The sequence below is a fragment of the Microlunatus endophyticus genome, from assembly GCF_014646195.1.
GTDB lineage: Bacteria > Actinomycetota > Actinomycetes > Propionibacteriales > Propionibacteriaceae > Microlunatus > Microlunatus endophyticus.
Genome location: NZ_BMMZ01000003.1, coordinates 392,989 through 413,756 on the forward strand (window position 1 = coordinate 392,989; position 20,768 = coordinate 413,756).

Sequence of the window (20,768 nt, forward strand, 5' to 3'; positions counted from 1 at the left end):
CCTGACCATCCGCTGAGCCATGTTTTCTGATTCATGATTCCTCGATCCGACTTAAGCGCCGCTGCCTGAGGCATCGGTGGCGGTGAGGCTGTCGATGCTGACGTTGACCGGGAAGTTCGTCGCACTTCCCGACAAGTACGTTCCGACCACAACACTGCCAGCCCCCTGGGTCGCAGAATTGCTGTCATTGGCCGTCACCATCCACGCCGAAGGCTCAGTCGCCGACGCCACCCATGCCTTCGCCGACAACACCGTCGGCCCCGACCCAACCGCACTCAACCGCACCCGCACCGTGTCGGTCGCCGTCACACCCGAAACCGTCGACTGGCCCAAGACCGTATCCGCACCGTTGACCGTCCGCACCAACTGCAGCACCACCGCACCAGTGCTCTTGTAAGCCAAAACAGCCTTGACCGAACCAGCCGAGGTATTTCGCGCCGCGATATAGAACGACAAACCGCCCCCATTGGGAACCTTGTCCAACGACACATCCGTCGACATATCAACATCCTGAGCCGACACACTCTTCAACTGCGCACCCGGACCCGACCCCGCCTTCGTCAACGAGATCGTTCCCTTGCCACCGGCAACCGTGAACTGACTCGCCGAACCCGTCAGAGTCCAAGCCCCACCAACATCAGCAGAACCCCAACCCGACGCACTCGTCCGACCAAACGAATCCTTCGCAACAACCGAACCCGCCGCCGGCGCCGACACCGTCACCGAATGCGACACCGAATCCGTCGCACCACCATCATCAGTCACCGTCAACTTCACCGTGTACGTGCCAGCAGACGCATACGTATGAGACGCCGTCTTCCCCGACCCATCACTGGTGCTGTCACCCCAACTCCAGGCATAACTAGCAACCGAACCATCCGGATCAGACGAACCCGACCCATCAACCGACACACCCAAATCCGACACCGACGACGTAAACGCCGCAGTCGGAGCCTGATTCACCGGCGCCTGAACCGTCACACTGTGGCTCACCGAATCGGTGGCACCGTCGTCGTCAGTCACCGTGAGCTTGACGGTGTAAGTACCGGCAGTGTCATAAGTGTGGGTCGCCGTCTTGCCTGAGCCGTCGGCCGTGTTGTCGCCCCAGTCCCAGTCGTAGCTGGCGATCGTGCCATCCGAGTCCGCGGAGTCGGACCCATCGACCGAGACCTTCAAGCCGGTCGTCGACGGCGTGAATGCCGCTGTCGGCGCCTGGTTGGGTGCCGTCACCGTCACCGAGTGCGAGACGGTATCGGTGGCGCCGTCGTTGTCGGTCACGGTCAGCTTGACGGTGTACGTCCCACCGCTGGCGTAGGTGTGGTCAGCTGTCTTGCCTGAGCCATCGGCCGTGTTGTCGCCCCAGTCCCAGTCGTAGCTGGCGATCGTGCCATCCGAATCGGTGGAATCGGACCCATCGACCGAGATCTTGAGGTCGTCCTTCGTGCTGCTGAATGCCGCTGTGGGCGCGACGTTCGGCAGACCCTGCGACCCGGTGGTGTAGAGAGACGCGATCGTCGACTGGTCGATCGCCCAGTCCCAGACCGATGCCTCGTCGATCGACCCGGCGAAGTAGCTGCTGCTGGGCTGGGACGGCCAACCGTTGATGTTGTCGCCGCCCACTCGCCACACGCCGGTGTAAGCCTGGGCACTCGTCACGGCAGCGTTGCTGGCGACCAGCTGGCCGTCGAGGTCCAGCGTCATGCCCGACGGACTCAGGGTGGCTACTACCATGTGCCAATTGCCGTCGTTGTACGTCCCGGCGGACTGCACAGTCTGGGTCGAGCCCGGGTAGACACCGAAGATCACGTGACCGCTGTTGTCCATGTAGACATGACGGTCGTAGCTGTTGGAGTTGCCGGTCTGCTGATCCCCGAAGCCGATGATCTTGCCGCCGCTGGTGGAGGTGGTCTTGAACCAGGCCGCTACGGAGAACCGATCAGTGCCTTGCACCGGTGTCGTCGCCGCGACGAGTCCGGAACCGTCGCCACTGAAGGAGGCGGAGGTGTCGGAATCGTCGGCGATCGCCCCGGGCTGGCCGAGAGTGACACCGGGGTTGACCGTGCCGTTGTCACTTCCCGCGCTGTCCTGAGCACTTGACGATCCGGCAGCGTCGCCCAGCCGCCAGTAGAGGCTCGCGCCACTACCGAGGACCGACTTGGCGTAGGCGCTGCTGGTCTGCGGTGCCGCGACCGTCACGCTCTGGGTCGCTGTCCCAGTGGCGCCTTCGTCGTCGGTGACAGTCAGGGTGACGGTGTACGTGCCCGCACTTGCGTACACGTGATGGTTCGTCGCGCCGGTGCCGGCGGTCGTACCGTCGCCCCAGTTCCACGCATAGCTCGCGATGGTGCCGTCAGAGTCGCTGGAACCCGTGCCATCGACACCGACTGCGAGCGAGTGCACTGTCGGTGCCGCGAACACCGCGGTCGGCGCCTGGTTGCCGGAGCTCCCGGTGCCCGCGCGGTACAGGCTCTTGATGGTCGTCGGATCGACGACTGTGTCCCATTCTGCGAACTCGTCGATGCTTCCGTTGAAGTAGTTGGCCGCGGTCCAGCTGCTGTCGCCGCCGACCCGCCAGTAGCCGTTGTAGCTCTGGGCACCGGTCACGTCAGAGCGCTGTGCGACGATCTTGCCGTCGATGTAGAGCACCATCCCGTTGCTGCCGAGCGAGGCCGCGACTTGATGCCAACTTCCGTCGTTGTAGGTGTTGGCTGACTGGATGGTCTGGCTGGATCCGGGATAGACGCCGAAGATCACGTGACCGGCGTTGTCCATGTAGACGTGCCGGTCGTAGTTGCTGGAGTTGCCGGAGTTCTTGTCGCCGAAGCCCATGATCTTGCCACCGTTGGTGGTGGTGGTCTTGAACCACGACGAGATCGTGAAGGTGCTAGGACCGGTGACCGGGTTCGAGGCTGCGACGTAGCCGGAGTTCGAACCGTCGAACCGTCCAGCGGTGTCGCTATCGCCCGAGATCGCTCCGGTCTGCCCCAGGCTCACGCCGCTGTTGACAGTGCCGTTGTTGGAGCCGGACGAGTCCGCAGCGGTCGCGCTACCGGACGGGTCGCCAAGGCGCCAGTAGATCGTTGGGTTGCTGTTGAGGACATCTGTGACATACGCGCTCGGCGTGCCGGCAACGACGCTGCCGCTCACGATCACGCTCTTGGAGACGTTGCCATCCGGATCGGTGGCACTCACCTGATAAGTGTGGCTTCCAGGAGTTGCGGTCGTGTCGTTGAAGCCCACCGTCGGGGTGTTCCAGAAGGTCGAGATCACCGTCTTGGTCGCAACGGGATGTGCTGTGTCGCCGTCACGGATCAGCTTGTAGGTCAACGACATGTTGTCCCGGTCCCAGTTGGCGGGGATCGTCACACGGGCCAGACCCGGCGTGTTGGTGTTGACACTGGGCGTCCACGGCGTACTGCTACCAGCGTTGAGCCGAGGCCCTTGCTTGGGTGTGGTGTGGCTTCGCAGCGCAAACCGCGTTAAGCCGTATGCGGCTCCACCGTTGACGCCGGGGAACTCGCCGCCGAGCGAGATGTAGTCACCATTACCTGTAACGGTCCACGCTGCCTGGCCCTGACCCGTGAAGGTGCCGGTGTAGAAGTCCGGGAACCAGTTGATCATGGAAGGTGCGTTCTGGCCGTACCAGTCGTAGTAGGTGCTGCCGGCGTACGCGTCATGGCCCAGTGTGCCCGTTACCTTGGTAGTGAAGGCGAGCGCGTGGCGCTGATTTATACTCCAGTTTGCGTCAGTCTGGGGATAGCCACCGACGTTGGCGCAGTAGTGCGCGTGGCTGACCGTATAGACGACGGACCCGGTGGAGTATGCATCGTAAGTGTCACCGTGGCAGGCTTCGATCCAGTTCAGCTGCCCACTGTCCGGGGAGGCGGAGAACGCGCCTTCAAGATTGCCCGTATTGACGTCTGCAAACACCCAACCAGTGCCGAAGATTGACGTGCCGTCCGTACTCAACGAGTAGATTCCCGCCTTGCCCGCGTTGGACCCGCTTGTAAGACCATTCTTGATCACGTCACCGGCCGCCCACGCCTGGGTGGTGCCGTCTGCCGAGTCCAAGGCGGCTAAGCCGCGGTGGGAAGCACCATTGACGTTGGCGAATCGTCCTCCGATGATGACGCGGGAGCTATCCGGCGTCACCACCATCGCGTCAACCTCACCGTCTGCGTTCGGCGTCCAGTTCAGCAAAGCGCCAGCCGCGCTGTAGGCGGCCAGATTGGATCGCGCAGATCCCCCGGCCGCTGTGAACAGTCCGCCGATGTAGACGGTCGAGTTGGTCGCGGCGATCGAGTTGACCGAGGTGCCGCCGATGACAGGGATGAAGCTGCTGATCAACGCTCCGGTTGTCGGGTTCAGGGCGGCTACCTTGTAGACGGTCGTTCCATTGACGCTGGTGAAGTCTCCGCCGATATAGATCCTGGAGCCGTCGGGTGATTTGGTGATCGTGCGGACCTGACCGTTGACATCGGGGGCAAACCCAGAAATCAGGTTGCCTGTCGTGATGTCGTAGGCGAGAACATTGTGACGGGCTGTGAGGTTGGTGCCTTTGGCTGCGCCCGCCGGCCGGGTGTTGGAGAAGTTGCCGCCGACATAGACGGTGTTCCCGATCATCACCTGCGCCCAGGCGACGCCGTCGTCCAGCTGAACGGTCGGCAGTGCATCGGCCGATACGTTCGAAGAGGAGCTGTCTTGCATCGGCGGTGGGCTGGGTAGGGTTGTGTCTGCGGATGCGGTGGGCGCCGCCATCCACACTCCTACGAATCCCACGGCGGTCGCAACCGCTGCCACGACGGCAGCTAGCCGCGTACGTGCCACTCTGGCCATCACAAGTCCCCCCGACTATGTGTGATCACTTTTGGGGGAACTGCTCGACCGAAGACCCCAGCTGATCTGGACAGGTGGACACCCAAGTCAGATCACGAACCATTGCGATCCCCCAAAACGCAACGTTCGATCAAAGTTAACAGCTTGCGCAAGCTCTCGCTGGAATTCCTCAAAACCTTGTTCTGTCCTCAGGATCGGCTACAAGACCGGTCAGCTGAGGCCGCGTGCCGGCCGGGTCCGCAGCTTCCGCAGAGACATCGCCGCCACGTAGCGGAGCTTGAAGGTGCCGAGGTACCTGATACCTGAAGCGAGTCCGCCGAAGAGCTCCCGCTCACACCAGAAGCGAGCCAGCTGTGTTGCCGCGAAAGGACTCGACTTGGCCAGCGCGGTGCGATGCGCCGCGAAGAAGGGCGTATCCAGCCGCGAGGCTTCGGCGATGACGGCCTTGACCGACTCGGCCGAGGGGTTGCCGGGCCAAATGTTGGCGCTTCTGACCGGCTCACCATCGAACACGGCGTCCCAAGTGCCGTACGTCTTGCGGATCCATCCTGAGTACAGAAAGAACTCAAGTGCTCCGGACGCGACAAACGCGGATGCAAATTCCTGGCCGGAGGTGCTCGAAATGTCCTCGACCATCGCGCCTACCAGACGCGTCTGGAGGACGAACGGCGTGTGCGTTGGCGGGAACCGGTCAACAAACTCTTGCGGTTCGAGTCCGAGATAGTGCAGCACATCCTCCAGTCGCGATCGCAACGGATGCCCGACGTAGGAGTGGAACCCGCCGTGTGCTCGACCGTCGGCTGCGATGAAGTCTCGAATGTCCACCTGGCGGATCAGGTGGTTCTTGGCGTCAAGTACCACGTAATGGTCAGCAGCGACCTTCGAGTACACGAGGAGCTTGAGGACCTGCTGCGTGATCCACCCGGAGGCGGGCGGAACGACTCCGATCTCCGTGGGACGTAGAAACACCACCTTCGGGCGGTGAATGCCATACTCGTGGAGAATCTTGCGCCGGACAGGTGGTCGGATGCCGCTTCGGGTGTTGTCGATGACGATGATCTGACTGATGACCTCCGGACCAGCAAACCGCGCGAGCGAGCGCGCCTGCAGTTTGAGCAGGTCCAGCTCCGCTTCGAATACGACGGTGACAGCGCTGATCGGTTGGTCAGCGCCCCGAGGGGTCCCGGCGGGCAATTCGGTCATCTCAGCTACCCGATCCGAACTGCCACCGCCGACCCTCGCGCGCGTACTCCAAGTAGGTGATGCCCAACGACCCCAGAAACATCCCGACGCCCCGGAGCATAGTCCTGGTCGAGCGTCCACGAGTGGCGTCGGATCGGCGCAGCATGCCCCCGACGGCACCGATGGCGCCTCCGCCGCAACGGGCCAATCCCGCAGTCATCAGGCTCATACGCGTCCGAAGCCGCCCATTGGCCGACGGCTCCAACGCCAGTCGCACGCGGGCGACGCCGTTGCCACTGCTGATCGCCCGGCGGCTGACCCAAGAGCGACTGAGCCGGTTGGCGGGAACCCGTTCGAGGACCCGGGCTTCGGCGGCCCAGATGATGCGTGCGCCGGATCGCGTGAGCGTGCGAGTGAAAAGCGAATCCTCACCGCCCGACAGACCGAAGCGCTCGTCGAACAGCAAGCCACGCGACCGGATCGCTCTCATGTCGAGAAGCAGATTGGTCGTGGCGACCTCGTCGATCTCGTCCCCCGTCACCAGGGAGTTTCGGTAGCTCCGATCAAAGAAGCCCCCGTTACGGATCCAGCCGTCGGCGTCTTGCGGCACCTCGGAGACGACCGGGCCGGCGACTGCCTCGCCCGAGAAGCGCCACGCGGAGACCAGACCACGCAGCCATCCGTCGTCCGGAAGTTGATCATCGTCGATGAAGATCAGGACGTCGTCCGACCACGCCTCGCGCAGCGCCCGATTGCGGACGGCCGCCACCCCCGGCCGACGCTCCTGCAGGTAGCTCACCGCTGCTGAGCCGATCGCAGCCACGACGGGTCGTCCGCTTTGGTCCGGATCGTTGTCAATCACCAGGATCCGGACGTCATCGGTCGGCAGATCGCCCAATTGGCTCAGAACCAACCGCAGCAGATTGGCCAGCTCGACCGGTCGCCGATAGGTCGGCACGGCAATGCTCATGCGTGCCGGATCCGGCGCCGAACCCGGCGGTTCAGTCATCACGGCAAAGGTCACCGATTGCTGAGCATGGCGCGCAGCTTGGTGCTCGATGTGTGCGCCGTGTACGGGAAGTAGCAGACCCGAACGCCCGCAGTGGCCATCTCCACCTCGAGCCGATCACCCTTGGCAGTGCCGCGCCAGTCGTCGCCCTTGAACAAGACGTCGAAGCCGACGCGCTGCCAGGCGTCCAGCTTGTTGGTCGAGTAGTCGACGACCACCTCGTCAACGATATCGAGACTGGCGACCACGTCGATCCGCTCTTCCAGCGGAACGATCGGCGGTCGTCCTTTGGCACGGACCAGCTCCTCGTCGGTCACGACGCCGACGATCAGGCGATCGCAGAGTTCACGGGCGCGGAGCAGGATGTTGAGATGACCGATGTGGAACATGTCCCAGGCTCCCGGGACGTAACCGCGCTCACCTTCGACAGTCACTGGTTCACTCCTTCGGGTGCTAGCCGGTCGAGACCGCCCATCTCGCGGTACCACTTCGGCAGGATCAAGAGCAGGTAGCCGAGGTTGGCCAGCGCCAGCAGCGCGTAAATGACCTGGAATACGGCCGGCAGTCCGAAGACAACGAACGCAAAGCAGAGCAGTCCATAATCGGTCGGCAGTTTGGCCACCGACATCCAGCGCGGCGACGTCCGTGGCGGCAATGCCGAACCAAGGCCGGCTTGCAGCCTCTTGACCTTCGCCAGCTGCTCGTTGAGGATCATGCCAAAGAAGTGCACCGCTGCCACAACCGCGAACACGATCGGGACCAGCAAGCGCCAGTCTGAGACGTGCTCGTGCCGGAAGAATGCGATCAGCACGGCCAGGTGGAGCGCCGACGTCTTGGCCGAGTCGATGACATGATCCAGCCACTCACCGGTGGTGCTGCCGCCGCCCCGCAGTCGCGCCAACTGGCCGTCCGCAGAGTCGAGCGCGTACCCCAGGCAGAGTGCGACCATGATCGGGAGGCCGATCCACCCTGTCACCGGTGCCAGAGCAATCAGCAAGATGCCGATACCGGTGCAGACCGCGCTGACAGCGGTGACCTGGTTCGGAGTCATCTTGAGACGGAACGCAACAGCGGCGAAGACCCGGCCCAGCGGTCGATTCACATAGAGCGAGTAAAGCGGTGCACCCTTCGAGCTCTTCTGGGCACCACCGAGTCGGCGCAGTGCCTCGCCGACGCTCGCCGAAGGGACGACGAGAGATCCCATTACGCAACCCCGCGCTGAAGATTGGGTGCCAGTGCCTCGCGAAGCTCGCGACTTGCCGTCTCCCGTCGCGGCACAAGCTTGATCGCGTCAAGGCGAACCCGTCCAACCGGGTCGCCGGCGACGGTGAAGACCCGGTCCGCCGCCGCATCGCTGGCATGTTCGTCATGTACGACAACGACATCAACCCCTCGCACGTGTCGGAGCAATGCAGTCCGCTCAGCGAGCGGGACCACAGGCGGCAAGCCGCTTCCGAGCAGTACGAGTTCGTCAGAGTAAACCCCGACGGTCAACACGTCGCACAGGTCACGTGCCTGCGCAATCACGTCCAGATCGCCTACGTTCAGCAGGTCAAAAGTGCACGCCAAGTAACCACAGATCATCTGACATCTCCCCCGAGATGGTTCCCCCAGGGTGTCGCCCCAGTCGACACCGCTTCAGCAGATCGTATCTGCCGTCCGCTCCAGAGCGGACCGCGCCAACAGGATGTGACTTAGATCACACCTACGATGATTGAGAGCACTTCACACGAACGCCTGCGAAAATTGGTCCACATCAGTAAAGTTTCTCCGTATTTACCTGGCGGCGGCCCGGAGTTGCGTCTCGCTGCATGGAAGTGCTGATTCGGGGGATTCAGGACAATGCCACTGTTTGACAAACAACATGCGCGCCCGCGAACTGTCCGGCTACTCGGGACTCGCGGCGTGCCGGCCAGCTACGGCGGGTTCGAGACCGCCGCCGAGAACGTCGGACGCTACTTGATCAAGATGGGCTGGCGCGTCGTCGTGTATTGCCAGACCGAAGGGTCCGGAGGCGTCAAGGTCGACACATGGGAAGGCTTCGACCGGATCACGATCCCCGTTCGCGGCTCCGGTGCACTCGCCGCAGCCAAGTTCGATTGGGCGAGCGCCCTGCACGCGGCGCGGTCAAGCGACAGCTGCATCGTCTTCGGCTACAACACCGCGATCATCAATGTCCTACAGCGCATCCGCCGGTCACCCTTGGTCATCAACATGGATGGAATCGAGTGGCGCCGCGAACGCTGGAGTCGGGGTCAACGAGCATTTCTGCGCGCGAACGAGCGATTGGCGCGCGTCATCGCGCATGAGGTCATCGCAGATCATCCCGAGATCGAGACCTACCTCGCAGAGACAACACCTACCAGCAAGATCACGATGATTCCCTACGGCGCCGACGCAGTTCATAAGGCACCGATTGAGCCCGTCGAACAGCTAGGGCTCGTGCCTGGCAACTACTTCACGTTGATCTGCAGACCGGTCCAGGAGAATTCGATCCTAGAGATCGTCCGGGCGTACTCCCGGAGGCCGCGAGGGGTCAAGCTGGTCATTCTCGGAAACTATGACGGCGATCACGATCCATACCATCGTGCAGTTCTCGATGCGGCTGGCGCCGAGATCGTATTTCCTGGCGCCATTTTCGATCCGACCATCACACAGGCACTTCGGTTCCACTCGCTCGGCTATCTCCACGGGCACACGGTTGGCGGAACCAACCCGTCACTCGTCGAAGCGATGGCCGCCGCAAATCCAGTGATCGCGCGGAGCAACGCGTACAACCGCTGGGTCGCAGGTGACGCAGGCATGTACTTCGAGGACGAGGACGACATCGACCGCATGGTCGACGAGTTGCTCGCGTCGCCGGAGCTTCAGATGAGACTCAGCAGGAACAGTCGATCCCGGCATGCCGATCTCTTCACTTGGGAGATCATCGGCGCGGAGTACGAGCGACTCCTGATCAAACACGGCGGGTTCTCATCCGAGACCGTCGACGAGGCACGAACGGCAGGGAGCCGAGCATGATCAGAGTTGGAATCGTGGGACTCGGCAAGATGGGGCTGTCTCACCAGGCGATCCTCGGTGCCAACCCGGACGTCGATCTTGTTGGGATCTGCGACTCGAATAGCTATCTGCTAGGAATTCTCAACAAGTACACCGGTGTGCCGACGTACACGAAGCTCGAGCAAATGTTGGACGAGGCAGGGCCACAAGCGCTCGTCGTGGCGACGCCTTCACGATTTCACGCCTCAATGGTGCGAGCCGCAATCGAACGGAACATCAACGTCTTTTGTGAGAAGCCATTTTGCCTCGACGCACGCGAAGGCTCCGATCTGGCGGCCGAAGCACGCAGGAGAGGCCTCGTGACTCAGGTCGGATATCACAATCGATTCGTCGGATCCTTCGCGGAAGTGAAGCGCCTCGTCGACGCCGGCGCCATCGGCGACATTACGCGAGTCCTCGCCGAAGCCTACGGCCCCGTCGTTCTGCGTCCATCAGGCGGGACGTGGAGGAGCAAACGATCGGAGGGCGGCGGAAGCCTCTACGACTACGCCGCACATCCGATCAATCTCGTGAACTGGTACCTGGGCGCGCCCAGCGGAGCGGGCGGCACCGCTCTCACGAAGGTCTTCTCCGGAGAGATCGATGATGAGGTGTCGTCGACACTATTCTTCGAGAGCGGGACGACGGCCCAGGTCTCCGTCAGCTGGTCGGACGACTCAGTCCGCAAGATGACGACTCGCGTGACGCTCTGGGGCACTCGCGGTCGAATCTTCGCTGATCGTCAGGAATGTCAGGTCTACCTGCGAGACGGGTCGCCGTTGCTGACCAGCGGGACTGAGCAGTACCGACAGGGCTGGAATGTGAAATACACGACGGAGTTGACTGCACCCGTCGACTTCTACTTACGTGGCGAGGAGTACAGCGCCGAGCTCGAGCGATTCGTGGACCGCTGCAGCAACGGCGAGGTCGAGGGCGTGAACTCATTCGATGACGCTGTCATAACGGATCAAACGATTCAGACCATGATCGACGACGCGCAGCGTGGCGCACAAACCCGGTACGGCGGCGATACGGACGGGGACGTGGCCGTCCGGCATAGCCACACCCAACCTCGACGAGTACCCGCGATTCGGCGGGTTGTCAGGCGACTCGCCCGTCGTTGACGAACGACCGAGCTACTTGTTCGGGGAGGGATGAACAAAATGGACCGACTCTTGTTCGGCGACAACCAGTTCTTCGGCGTGAATCACATGTCGGAGGAGAAGGCGCGCGCGCAGCAGATGCAGTTCCAAGACACCGCGGCGATCATGAGGGTGCTTGACATCGCCTATGCAGCAGGAGTGCGTACGTTCATGTGCACGACGCATGAACGCGTCGCCGAGGTCTGCGACGAGGCTAGGGAAAATCCGGGTCGCTTTCCTGATCTCGATTTCTTCCCCTGCATGCCCTACGCACACAAGTATGCGGACGCTGTCACGGAGCGAGGTCTTGTGGATGCGCTACGCCGGTTCCTCCCGTCCTCAGGTTTCGTGGACGCCGCGCTCCGGAGCACATCGTCTCTCGCGAAGAAGGACATCGAGGGGATCGCGACGTTGCTGATCGACGCCGAGATGAAGATGTTTGACGGATTGCGAACGCCAGTGATCTGGCTGCAGAACGTCGTAACTGATCTGCTCGTAGGGCTAGGGTTTGATGACGCACTGCGGATCTTCTCCGACCATGTGCGCGAGAAGTACAAGGCCGAGCCAGGCTTCATCACCATGAACCTCCCGCTGCTGCTCGATCATCTCGATCGCGCAGGCGTCGAGAATCCACTGGTCTGCGCGAACATCAACAAGATCGGATTCCGGATGTCTGGGGGGATCGCGGCATACCAGGCAGCACTGGAAGCCAGGCCCTTCAGAGCAGTTGCGATGTCCGTACTGGCATCGGGCGCCATTCCGCCAGCCGAGGCGCTCGAATGGGTCTGTGCCCAACCCAACATCGAATCGATCGTCTTCGGCGCCTCGAGCGCGAGCCACATCCAGCAGATCGTTTCGCTGGTAGATAGCCTGTGGGACACCGAGGCGACGCACCGGTCAGGGTCTACTGAGCTTCGGCGTAACGTATGAGTCAGCTGGCCGACGGATCACGTCGACCCATCCTTCTTTCGAATCCAGGCGCTGACCTCTACGGCTCAGACCGGATGCTTCTTGAGACCATCACAGCGCTCATCGAATCGGGAGAGCGCGTCGTGGTCACAGTTCCCAACGATGGCCCACTGGTCCAGAAGATCAGCGCCCGCGGCGCCGCTGTCTTCGTCGTGCGCACTCCGATCATCCGCAAGTCGGCGCTGAAGCCAGCAGGGCTTCTCCGATTGGCCCTCGAGACCGCGAGGGCGATCAGCCCGGGACTGAGCGTCCTCCGAGAGATTCGTCCCAGCCTCGTACTCGTCAACACGATCACAGCTCCGCTTTGGTTTCCACTTGCCCGGATGGTCGGCATTCCAGTCGTGTGCCATGTCCACGAAGGTGAGGCGAGTGTCTCTCGTCTGTTGCGAGTCGCTGTGAACCTTCCGCTGCTCCTGGCGGACAAGTTGATCGTCAACAGCAGATTCAGCCGGGACGTCCTGGTCGACTCCCTGCCTTGGTTGGGCAAGAAGGCGGTCATCGTCTACAACGCCGTGCCGGGCCCGGATTCCGTGCAGCCACCTCGCGAGCGTATCGAGGGCTCCTTGCGACTGCTGTTCGTCGGGCGGCTCTCACCGCGGAAGGGGCCCCACGTCGCAGTCGAGGCGCTCCGGATGATCATCGACCGCGGCGTCGACGCGCGGCTCGACCTGGTCGGCGCGGTATTTCCGGGCTACGAATGGTACGAGGACCAACTCCGACAGCAGGTAACCGCAGCCGGGCTCACCGATCGCGTTGCCTTCCATGGTTTCCAACACGAGGTGTCGCCGTTCGCAGCAGAGGCGGACATCGTTCTGGTCCCATCCACCGTCGACGAGCCGTTCGGCAACACCGCCGTAGAAGCCGCGCTGGCGGCTCGGCCGTTGATCGTGAGCGCGACCAGTGGGCTGCTGGAGGCCAGTTCTGAGCTGTCTGCTTGCATACGCGTCGAGCCTGACAACGCACAGGAGATCGCCGACGCAGTGCGGACGGTCACCGGGGATTGGCGCCGAATCCGCGCCGCCGCAATCGCTGACTCTGAGGTAGCAAAGTCACGTTATTCACCGGCGCGATATGGGAAAGAAATTTACCAGACTGTCTCCTCCGTTATGCGGGCGTGACAAAAGCCCATAGACCCGTCTATGGTGGCCTTAACGGCCCGTTAATCGAACAACCCCCCATTGTCCCCCCGGCGGGCCGGGAGAGGCTATCCGATGCGTCCCCCGACATCGCTTGGCTTGGCCACTGCTGCCCTCGCCCTTGCAACCACAGCGATTCCTGTAACTGCTACCCAGGCTGCAACTACTGCATCCTGCGCCGCGTTGACCACAACCGCCTACGTGAGCAACAACCCGGCTCTCAAGACGACGCTGGTCACACCCTGGTCGAATGAGTCCAGCGGCGCGAAGAAGAATTACGGATTCACGACTAATCTCGGCACGCCTTTTAGAGTGAGCCTGAAGGCTGCAAACGGTCTGGTCGGAATTCGCCGAATGTACAGCCCGAAGACCCACGACTTTCGGTATATCTGGGCAGCTTCAGAGCGTGCGTCCTTGATCAAGAAGGGGTATCAGGACGCGTCGCCGAGCTTCTACGCCGCCAACAAAGCGGCGAGTTGCCTCATACCTGTCTACCGCTACGACAAGAATCACGTTACCCAGTACGTGACCACGGCCGCGCAGCGCAAGAGCCTCAGCTCGAGTGGTTGGACCTACGACAAGGTCGCCTTCTACGCCGCATCGGCCACCACGGCGGCAGCGCCGACACCGCCACCGACTGCGCCACCCGTGACGACCCCGACGACGCCGGCCACTCCGCTCAACCAGAAGTTCTACGCGAATCAGATCAGTAAGGCGTGGAAGGCCTACGACTCGGCGACCAACGCCTCGACCGAGAAACTTCTCTATCAAGTCGCCGCCACCCCGACGGCAATCTGGCTCGGCGGCTATGCCAGCGATCCTGGCACCGTCAGCAGCATCGAGGCCAAAGCCGCAAAATTGAAGCAGACTCCACAATTCGTCGTGTACGCGATCCCTGACCGGGATTGTGGAGGCTATGCCGCCGGCGGACTGAGTGGCGTGTCCGCCTATGAGAAGTGGATCAATTCGATTCGAGCGGCCATAGCGAAGCGCCCGACGATCGTGATCGTAGAGCCCGACGCGATCAGCATGGGCTGCCTGTCCGCCTCCGGTAAGGCAGACCGGATTGCGATGCTGAAGTATGCGATGAAGACCTTGAGTGCCGACCCGACCACCTATGCGTACATCCACGCCGGCAGCAGCCTGCCAACGGACACGTTTGCTCCGGTACTGAAGCAGGTGGGCGTGCAATACGGCCGCGGAATCGCCGTAAACGTCTCGAGCTTCAGCACGACTGCAACGGAGACTGCCTACGCTGACTCGATGCTCGCCGAGCTGGCCAAGATCGGCGTGACCGGCAAGCATGCCGTGGTCGACACCAGCCGTAACGGAGTCGGCCCGATCAAATCCGGCACCAACCCCAACGGAGCTCCCAACTGGTGCAACCCTCCCGGCCGGGCAGTGGGCAAGCGTCCGACCACCAGCACGGGTGACAAGGCCGTTGACGCATGGCTGTGGATCAAGCCCCCGGGCGAGTCCGATGGTCAGTGTCACCCGGGCGATCCGACGGGATGGTTTCAGAGCTACGCCCTGGACATCACACAGCGGGCATTGAACAACGACATCATCACGCCCTTGACGCCACCGAACTAGACGAGATTATTGGAACACCTTCGGCCACGCCGACGCCAACGTAGGATCTCAACATTGATCCGGCGCGCGGCGTCGGCGTGGACCGGGGGGAACACGGGATTTGGCGCACTTGCGGCGGCCGGCGGTTGCCCTTCTGATTGTTCTCCTGGCCGTTGTCGTTATCGGCGGAATCATCCTGCATGCCGGACCGGGAGCCGGCGGCGGTGCGCCGGCAGCGAGTGCTTCGCCGTCGGGCAACACGCGACCGACAGCCAGTCCGTCGCCGACAACGACACCCACGCCGACGCCGAACTGTCCCGACCTGTCCACACCCGCCTACCAAAGGGTCGATCCCAAGACGGGTGCGACCATGATCACGACGAATGCTGCCGATGCGGCCAAGTCACTAGGATCCGGTTTCACGAGAGATCTGGGGCAGCCCTTCAATGTCAGCACCGAACCCCAACCTGGGCTCGGTGCCGTACACGAGTTGACCAAACATGCGACCGGCGACCGCCTTTACACCGCGAACACCGACGAGATCACCCAGGCCGTAGACGACGGTTACCGCGACACCGGGATCGCCTTCTATGCCTTCGCGGGGCAGCCGGACTGCGGAACCACCCAGATCTTCCGGATGGTCAAACGCCATCGAAGTCAATATCCGGCGACGACCGACGCTCGGAGCAGTCTCGCCGAGTCCGGTTGGAGTGAAGCCAGCGTCGCCTTCTCCGCAAGGCTCAACGACTCATGGTCCTGGCCCACTACGACAGGCAAAGGACCACTCGACCAGCCCCCATACCTTTACCAACACAGCAAGGCCTGGACCGCCTACCAGGACGCGTCCGACGCCTCGACCCGCCAGCTCCTCTACCAGATTGCTGCGACGCCGACCGCCGTCTGGCTCGGCGGATCACCCGACGAGCAAGCGGGGATCGACGCGATCGAAACCAAGGCGGTATCCCAGCACACCACACCGGAGTTCGTGCTGTACGCCATTCCCAAGCGCGACTGCGGCGGGTATGCGGCAGGCGGCCTGGGCGGCCCTTCGGCCTACGAGAGCTGGATCCGACAGGTCCGGGCCGGCATCGCCGGCCGGCCTACGGTCGTCATCGCCGAGCCTGATGCCATCGGGATGTCCTGTCTGGGAACCGCTGCGCGCAATGATCGAATCGCCATGCTCCGGTATGCCGTCCAAACCCTGTCGAAAGACCCCAACACCTGGGTCTACCTGCACGCCGGCAGCTCGCAGCTCAAGCCTGCCCAAGTCGTCCCGACCTTGCTACAGATCGGCCTGCAGGGCGCTCGCGGGCTGGCGATCAATGTCTCCAGTTACGGCTCGACCCAGAAGGAGATGCAATACGGAGATCAGCTCCTCGAGGATCTTGCCCAGCACGGGGTGCACGGCCTGCACTACGTCATCGACACATCGCGCAACGGGCTCGGGCGAGCTCCGGCCGGCAGCGCCGACGCGGCCCACAGTTTCTGCAATCAGCGCGGACGGGCGCTCGGCCAGCGGCCGACGCCGGTGACCGGTAATCCCAACGTGGACGCATTCCTCTGGATCAAGCCGCCCGGCGAGACCGATGGTGGTTGCTTTCCGGGCGACGCTGCATCCGGATGGTTCCAGAGCTACGCACTCGATCTCGTGCAGAGATCGCTTGCCCATCAGACGATCAGCGAGCTACCGCTGCCACGATGAGCGCGCTGGCCGACCAGGACCACAGCGGCCAGCAACTGGACCGCCAGTCCGACGATCACCACCCAGCCGGCTCCCCCGACATGCAGCGCCACCCCACCCAGAGCCGATCCGACCGCGGCAGCCACATAGAGCACCGAGCCCAGCAACCCGACGGCGACGACGGGCACATCCGGCGCTGCGGTGAACATCCGCGCCTGGTTGGGCACAAACAGCAGGCCGACGAAGAAGCCGGCCAGCAGCAGCGTCGCCATCGCTGCCCAAGGCACGCCGCGGTCCATGATCAACAGGCCGAGCGCGACAACCGAGCCGATCGACCCGGTGATCAACACCGGCATCGGTCCGCGGCTGTCGACCAAGCGCCCGGCGACCTGGGTGCCGACGACCTGCCCGAGCCCACGCGCGACCAGCGTGATCACCAGCAAGGTGCCAGCGATCGCCGGAGCGACGATCACCGGCAAATAGGTCAGCATGATGAAGCCGGGCATCAGCACGAGCATCGCGTTGACCAGCACCAGCAGCACCGACGGACGGACGACCACTCGCAACCGTTCGACCAGCCCGGTGGTGGCCAACTTGACCGCGGGCAGCAGCGGCACCACCACCGCGCTGATCATCGCCAGCCCCGCGATCAGCCACATCGCCGTCCGCCAGCCCCACCACTGGCCGGCGAGCACGCCGAACGGGACTCCGATCACGGTGGAGATCGTCGCCCCAGCAGCCACCAGCGCCAGAGCGCGGCCCCGGCGCTGGGGTGCGGCCAGCGTGCCGGCGACCGCGTACGCGTTGGACTGGAACGCAGCGGCACCGATCGCGGCCAACACCCGGCCGGCAGCGACGATCGGGTAGTCGGGGCCGGTCGCCTGCAGGATCATCCCAGCAAGGAAGGTGATCATGCCACCGGCAAGCACGATCCGTCGGTCCCAGCGACCGGTCACGGCAGCGATCACCGGCGATCCGACCGCGTACACGACCGAGAAGATCGTGGTCAGCTGTCCGGCCGCGGCGACCGTGACTCCCAGGTCGCGCGCGATCTCGGGGAGCAGTCCGCTGAGCACAAAACTGTCCATGCCGAGCGTGAAGGTGCCGACCGCGAGCATCGGGAGACGGAACGTGCCGGCGCGAGAGACATTGTTTGATGCTTGTCTAACCGTCACATTGGACGACACTAGACTATTGTTAGATGAACGTCAAAGGATCCAGGATTGGAGGACTCGTGGGACGGCGACTGCCGCAGCCGACAACCGAATCGATCGACCTGTCGACCGTGCTCGGAGCGCTGGCCGACCCGGTCCGCCTGGAGATCATGCGCACGCTCTATCGCAGCGGCGAGCCCCAGAACTGCACGGCACTGGCCAAGGACAGCGGCGTCGAGGTCACCGCCCCGACGATCTCCCACCACTGGAAGGTGCTCCGCGCGGCCGGCCTGACCACAACCGAGGTGATCGGCCGCAACCGGATCATCGAGATCCGCCACGCCGATCTCGAGGAACGCTTCCCCGGGCTCCTGCAGGCGGTCCTGAGCTGATCCCTACAGATCCACCCGGGTCTTGTCGCCCACATCCGGCTGGTCCTTGGTGATCATGGCCTTGGCGTACTTAGCCATCGCGATGATCTTGGGAGTGTCGGTCGACTGCAACTCGGCCGACTCCGCGTGCACCTTGATCAACGCCACCGACGGATCGTCCTGACCCCGTTCGAACCAGGCCTGCGCGCCGGCGTTCCACAGATCGTCGATCAAGGCCCGATCCTTGGTGATCGTGGCGGTGCCGGCGATCGACAGGTAGTCGCCACGGCTCTCGATCGCGACGTTGACCGCAGGGTTGCGGCGGACCTGATCTGTCTTGTCCGACGGATCAGGACTGAAGAAGTAGAGGTCGCCGTCAAAAGCGCGGCTCTGCACCGCGAGCGGACGACTCACCAGCGACCCGTCGGCGGCGATCGTCGTGACGATAGCGATCCGGGCGCGCTCGACGACCTCGGCGATCGCCTGCTTGTCGGCCTCGACGCGCTCGTCGGTGTTCAGGCTTTCGGCATTGCTCTGGTCGCTCATAGACGGGCACTACCCACGCCTCTCTATGACCAATCGGAAGGTCCCTGAGCTTGTCGAAGGGACCGGTCACGTGCGCTTGGACAGGCTCAGCGCTCCAACGCTGTGGGAGCGGTGGATCGAGTATGCCCCGCCGGCACCGATCAGCGCCAGCACGGCGGTCGCGACGAAGACTGACGGGATGCCGAAGTGGCCGCCGGCGAAACCGCCCAGGATCGGGCCGATCACCTGGCCGACGTACTGCGCCGACACGTTGTAGCCGAGCACCCGCCCGACGACGCGGTCGGGAAGCGACGAACGCAGCGTTGCTGTCACCGTCGGCATCAGGCCGCCCAGCGCCAGGCCCATCGCGAACCGCAGCACGCCGAACACCCAGATGTTGCCGGCAAGCGCCTGCAGCCCGAGCAGGATCGCCGCTGCCGTCAGACAGCCGACCAGCACCGGCAATCGGCCGACCCGGTCGGCCAACCGCCCAAGCCAGGGTGCGGAGATGATCGACCCCGCTGCGCTCAGCGCGAAGACGACGCCGGAGATCACCGAAAGTCCGGCGACCGAGCCGGTCAGCGCGCGGACGTAGACCGTGACGATCGGCTCCACCGACAGCGTGGCGATCATCAAGATCACCGACATGCCCAGCATCGCCAGCACCAGCGGTTTGTCGGGTACATCGGCCCAACTCGGCTTGACCGCCTCGGACTTTGCGGCGGGACGAGCCGTACGGTCTTCCTTGATCAGAAACACGGTGGCCAGGAACGCCAGGAAGATCAACGCGCCGCTGCCGAAGAAGGTGTTGCGGATGCCGATCAGAGCCGGCGCGATACCGCCGAGCAGCGGGCCGGCGATGTTGCCCGCCATGATGCCCGACGACAGGACGCCCAAGGCCCAGGCCCGGCGCCGCTCGGGCGCCTGCGCAGCGACCAGAATCGTTGCACCGGAGGAATAGCCGCCGAGCAGGCCGACGATCAGCCGCAGTCCCAGCAACTGCCACTGGTCCTGGGCCAGACCGATCGCCGACATCACGATCGCCATCCCGAGGCTTGCCCGCACCAGCATCGACTTGCGCCCGTAGCGATCGCCCAGTCGGCCCCAGATCGGCGCCGTCAGACCGGCCGTCACGAAGGTCGCCGAGTAGGTGATGCCGGCCCAGCTGGTCACCCGGGCCTGACCCGTCACGCCGAGTTGCTCGATGTAGAGCGGGAGGTACGGCAGCAGCAGGGTCATCGCGATCAGTGTGGTGAACGAGCCACCGACTCCGACCGCGAGATTTCGCTTCCAGTACGGGTGTTCCGGCTCTCCGGCACGGGCCGACGGCTGCTCGCCGCTACGGGTCTGGTCATTCATGGGCACTCAGAACGATGCCATGATCGTCCAATTTGCGAGACGCAAATCTCTTATCTTGAGACAAGTAGGTCAGGAGACGTGCTTGATCCAGACGTCGGGGGTCAGCAGCTTGGCGTTGATCAACTCCGCATTTCGTTGGTCACTGCCGTAGGTCCGCTCCCGTGCCTCGCCAGGCTCGTGCCCGAAGGACAGGTGCCGCTGGAGCAGCCGCTGTTGGCGTACGGCCTCGTCCAACTCGATGAACCACGCCTCGTCCAGCGCCCGACGGACCTGCCGCCAGGGTTCGTCGTCCAGCAGCAGGTAGTTGCCCTCGGTGATGATCAACGACGTCTGCGGGGTGATCTCCACCGCATGCGCGATCGAGTCCTCGATCCCTCGATCGAAGACCGGCGCGTAGACCGTCTCGTCGGTTCCGGTGATCCGCTCCAGCAGCCGTAGATAGCCGACCGCGTCGAAGGTCACCGGAGCGCCCTTGATCTCGGCCTGCCCGCGGCGATCGAGGATGACCTGGGCCAGGTGGAAGGCGTCCATCCCGAGCAGCGCCACCCGGCCGGGATGGCTACCGCCGAGCTCGGCGACCAGCTCCGCCGCCAGGGTCGACTTGCCCGACGCCGGCGCACCGGCGATACCCAGGAGGTGCCGACGTCCACCTGCTTCGAGCAGCCGCGTGGCCCGCTCCAGCAGCACGTCGCTTCCCGCTCCGGGCCACTCGACCCGCTCTGTCCCCACGCTCACGGCGCCACCTTATGCAGCGGTGTCCGCGCCGGGCGTTACAACGTTGAACCTGTCTCAC

Annotated in this window: 17 protein-coding genes; 7 read left to right on the plus strand and 10 right to left on the minus strand. The window is 63.6% G+C overall.

Features of this window, described 5'->3' with window-relative positions; all coding sequences use genetic code 11:
- Positions 1-51: 51 nt before the first annotated feature.
- The 6 genes from IEY07_RS08690 to IEY07_RS08715 all read right to left on the minus strand — a co-directional run bounded on the left by IEY07_RS08690 (position 52) and on the right by IEY07_RS08715 (position 8,611).
- Entirely contained in the window at positions 52-4,707 is a 4,656-nt protein-coding gene (locus IEY07_RS08690) for a PKD domain-containing protein (protein WP_229669865.1), read from the minus strand.
- 339 nt (positions 4,708-5,046) lie between these two features.
- Positions 5,047-6,039: a DUF6492 family protein gene (locus IEY07_RS08695; protein ID WP_188894785.1), complete on the minus strand. Its 993-nt coding sequence runs from the start codon at positions 6,037-6,039 to the stop codon at positions 5,047-5,049.
- 1 nt (position 6,040) lies between these two features.
- On the minus strand, positions 6,041-7,027 hold the full coding sequence (locus IEY07_RS08700; protein ID WP_188894786.1) for a glycosyltransferase family 2 protein: 987 nt from the start codon (positions 7,025-7,027) through the stop codon (positions 6,041-6,043).
- A gap of 11 nt (positions 7,028-7,038) precedes the next feature.
- The gene (locus IEY07_RS08705; protein WP_229669866.1) at positions 7,039-7,461 is read right to left on the minus strand and encodes an FAD synthase family protein; all 423 of its coding nucleotides are present in this window, start codon (positions 7,459-7,461) and stop codon (positions 7,039-7,041) included.
- Entirely contained in the window at positions 7,458-8,231 is a 774-nt protein-coding gene (locus IEY07_RS08710) for a CDP-alcohol phosphatidyltransferase family protein (RefSeq protein ID WP_188894787.1), read from the minus strand. The genes IEY07_RS08705 and IEY07_RS08710 overlap by 4 nt, the downstream gene beginning before the upstream one ends.
- Positions 8,231-8,611: a hypothetical protein gene (locus IEY07_RS08715; RefSeq protein ID WP_188894788.1), complete on the minus strand. Its 381-nt coding sequence runs from the start codon at positions 8,609-8,611 to the stop codon at positions 8,231-8,233. Before IEY07_RS08715 ends, IEY07_RS08710 begins: the two co-directional genes overlap by 1 nt.
- A 258-nt stretch (positions 8,612-8,869) precedes the next feature.
- Here IEY07_RS08715 and IEY07_RS08720 point away from each other — a divergent pair, with 258 nt between their 5' ends.
- From IEY07_RS08720 to IEY07_RS08745, 6 genes are all read left to right on the plus strand, one after another.
- Positions 8,870-10,048, plus strand: a complete 1,179-nt coding sequence (locus tag IEY07_RS08720) for a DUF1972 domain-containing protein (RefSeq protein ID WP_188894789.1) — start codon at positions 8,870-8,872, stop codon at positions 10,046-10,048.
- Positions 10,045-11,190, plus strand: a complete 1,146-nt coding sequence (locus IEY07_RS08725) for a Gfo/Idh/MocA family protein (RefSeq protein ID WP_188894790.1) — start codon at positions 10,045-10,047, stop codon at positions 11,188-11,190. Before IEY07_RS08720 ends, IEY07_RS08725 begins: the two co-directional genes overlap by 4 nt.
- 39 nt (positions 11,191-11,229) lie before the next feature.
- On the plus strand, positions 11,230-12,138 hold the full coding sequence (locus IEY07_RS08730; protein ID WP_188894791.1) for a hypothetical protein: 909 nt from the start codon (positions 11,230-11,232) through the stop codon (positions 12,136-12,138).
- Between the two features lie 74 nt (positions 12,139-12,212).
- Positions 12,213-13,295 (plus strand): glycosyltransferase family 4 protein, encoded by a 1,083-nt coding sequence (locus tag IEY07_RS08735; protein WP_229669868.1) that lies wholly within the window; start codon positions 12,213-12,215, stop codon positions 13,293-13,295.
- A 219-nt stretch (positions 13,296-13,514) separates the two neighbouring features.
- Positions 13,515-14,906, plus strand: a complete 1,392-nt coding sequence (locus tag IEY07_RS08740; protein WP_188894793.1) for a glycoside hydrolase family 6 protein — start codon at positions 13,515-13,517, stop codon at positions 14,904-14,906.
- Between the two features lie 109 nt (positions 14,907-15,015).
- Entirely contained in the window at positions 15,016-16,587 is a 1,572-nt protein-coding gene (locus tag IEY07_RS08745) for a glycoside hydrolase family 6 protein (protein WP_444543320.1), read from the plus strand.
- Here the strand turns inward: IEY07_RS08745 and IEY07_RS08750 are convergent.
- Positions 16,554-17,684, minus strand: a complete 1,131-nt coding sequence (locus tag IEY07_RS08750) for an MFS transporter (RefSeq protein ID WP_188894795.1) — start codon at positions 17,682-17,684, stop codon at positions 16,554-16,556. The two genes, IEY07_RS08745 and IEY07_RS08750, sit on opposite strands and share 34 nt — an antisense overlap.
- A 116-nt stretch (positions 17,685-17,800) precedes the next feature.
- On the opposite strand from IEY07_RS08750, the gene IEY07_RS08755 reads away from it, so the two are divergent.
- Positions 17,801-18,112 (plus strand): ArsR/SmtB family transcription factor, encoded by a 312-nt coding sequence (locus IEY07_RS08755; RefSeq protein ID WP_188894796.1) that lies wholly within the window; start codon positions 17,801-17,803, stop codon positions 18,110-18,112.
- Between the two features lie 3 nt (positions 18,113-18,115).
- Here the strand turns inward: IEY07_RS08755 and IEY07_RS08760 are convergent, their stop codons facing one another.
- The 3 genes from IEY07_RS08760 to IEY07_RS08770 form a co-directional block, all read right to left on the minus strand.
- A complete protein-coding gene (locus IEY07_RS08760; RefSeq protein ID WP_188894797.1) occupies positions 18,116-18,637 on the minus strand; it encodes a pyridoxamine 5'-phosphate oxidase family protein in 522 nt (173 codons plus the stop codon).
- Between the two features lie 66 nt (positions 18,638-18,703).
- On the minus strand, positions 18,704-19,975 hold the full coding sequence (locus tag IEY07_RS08765; protein ID WP_188894798.1) for an MFS transporter: 1,272 nt from the start codon (positions 19,973-19,975) through the stop codon (positions 18,704-18,706).
- A 69-nt stretch (positions 19,976-20,044) separates the two neighbouring features.
- Positions 20,045-20,710, minus strand: coding sequence for a nucleoside/nucleotide kinase family protein (locus IEY07_RS08770; RefSeq protein ID WP_229669869.1), 666 nt, complete (start codon positions 20,708-20,710; stop codon positions 20,045-20,047).
- Positions 20,711-20,768 lie beyond the last annotated feature (58 nt).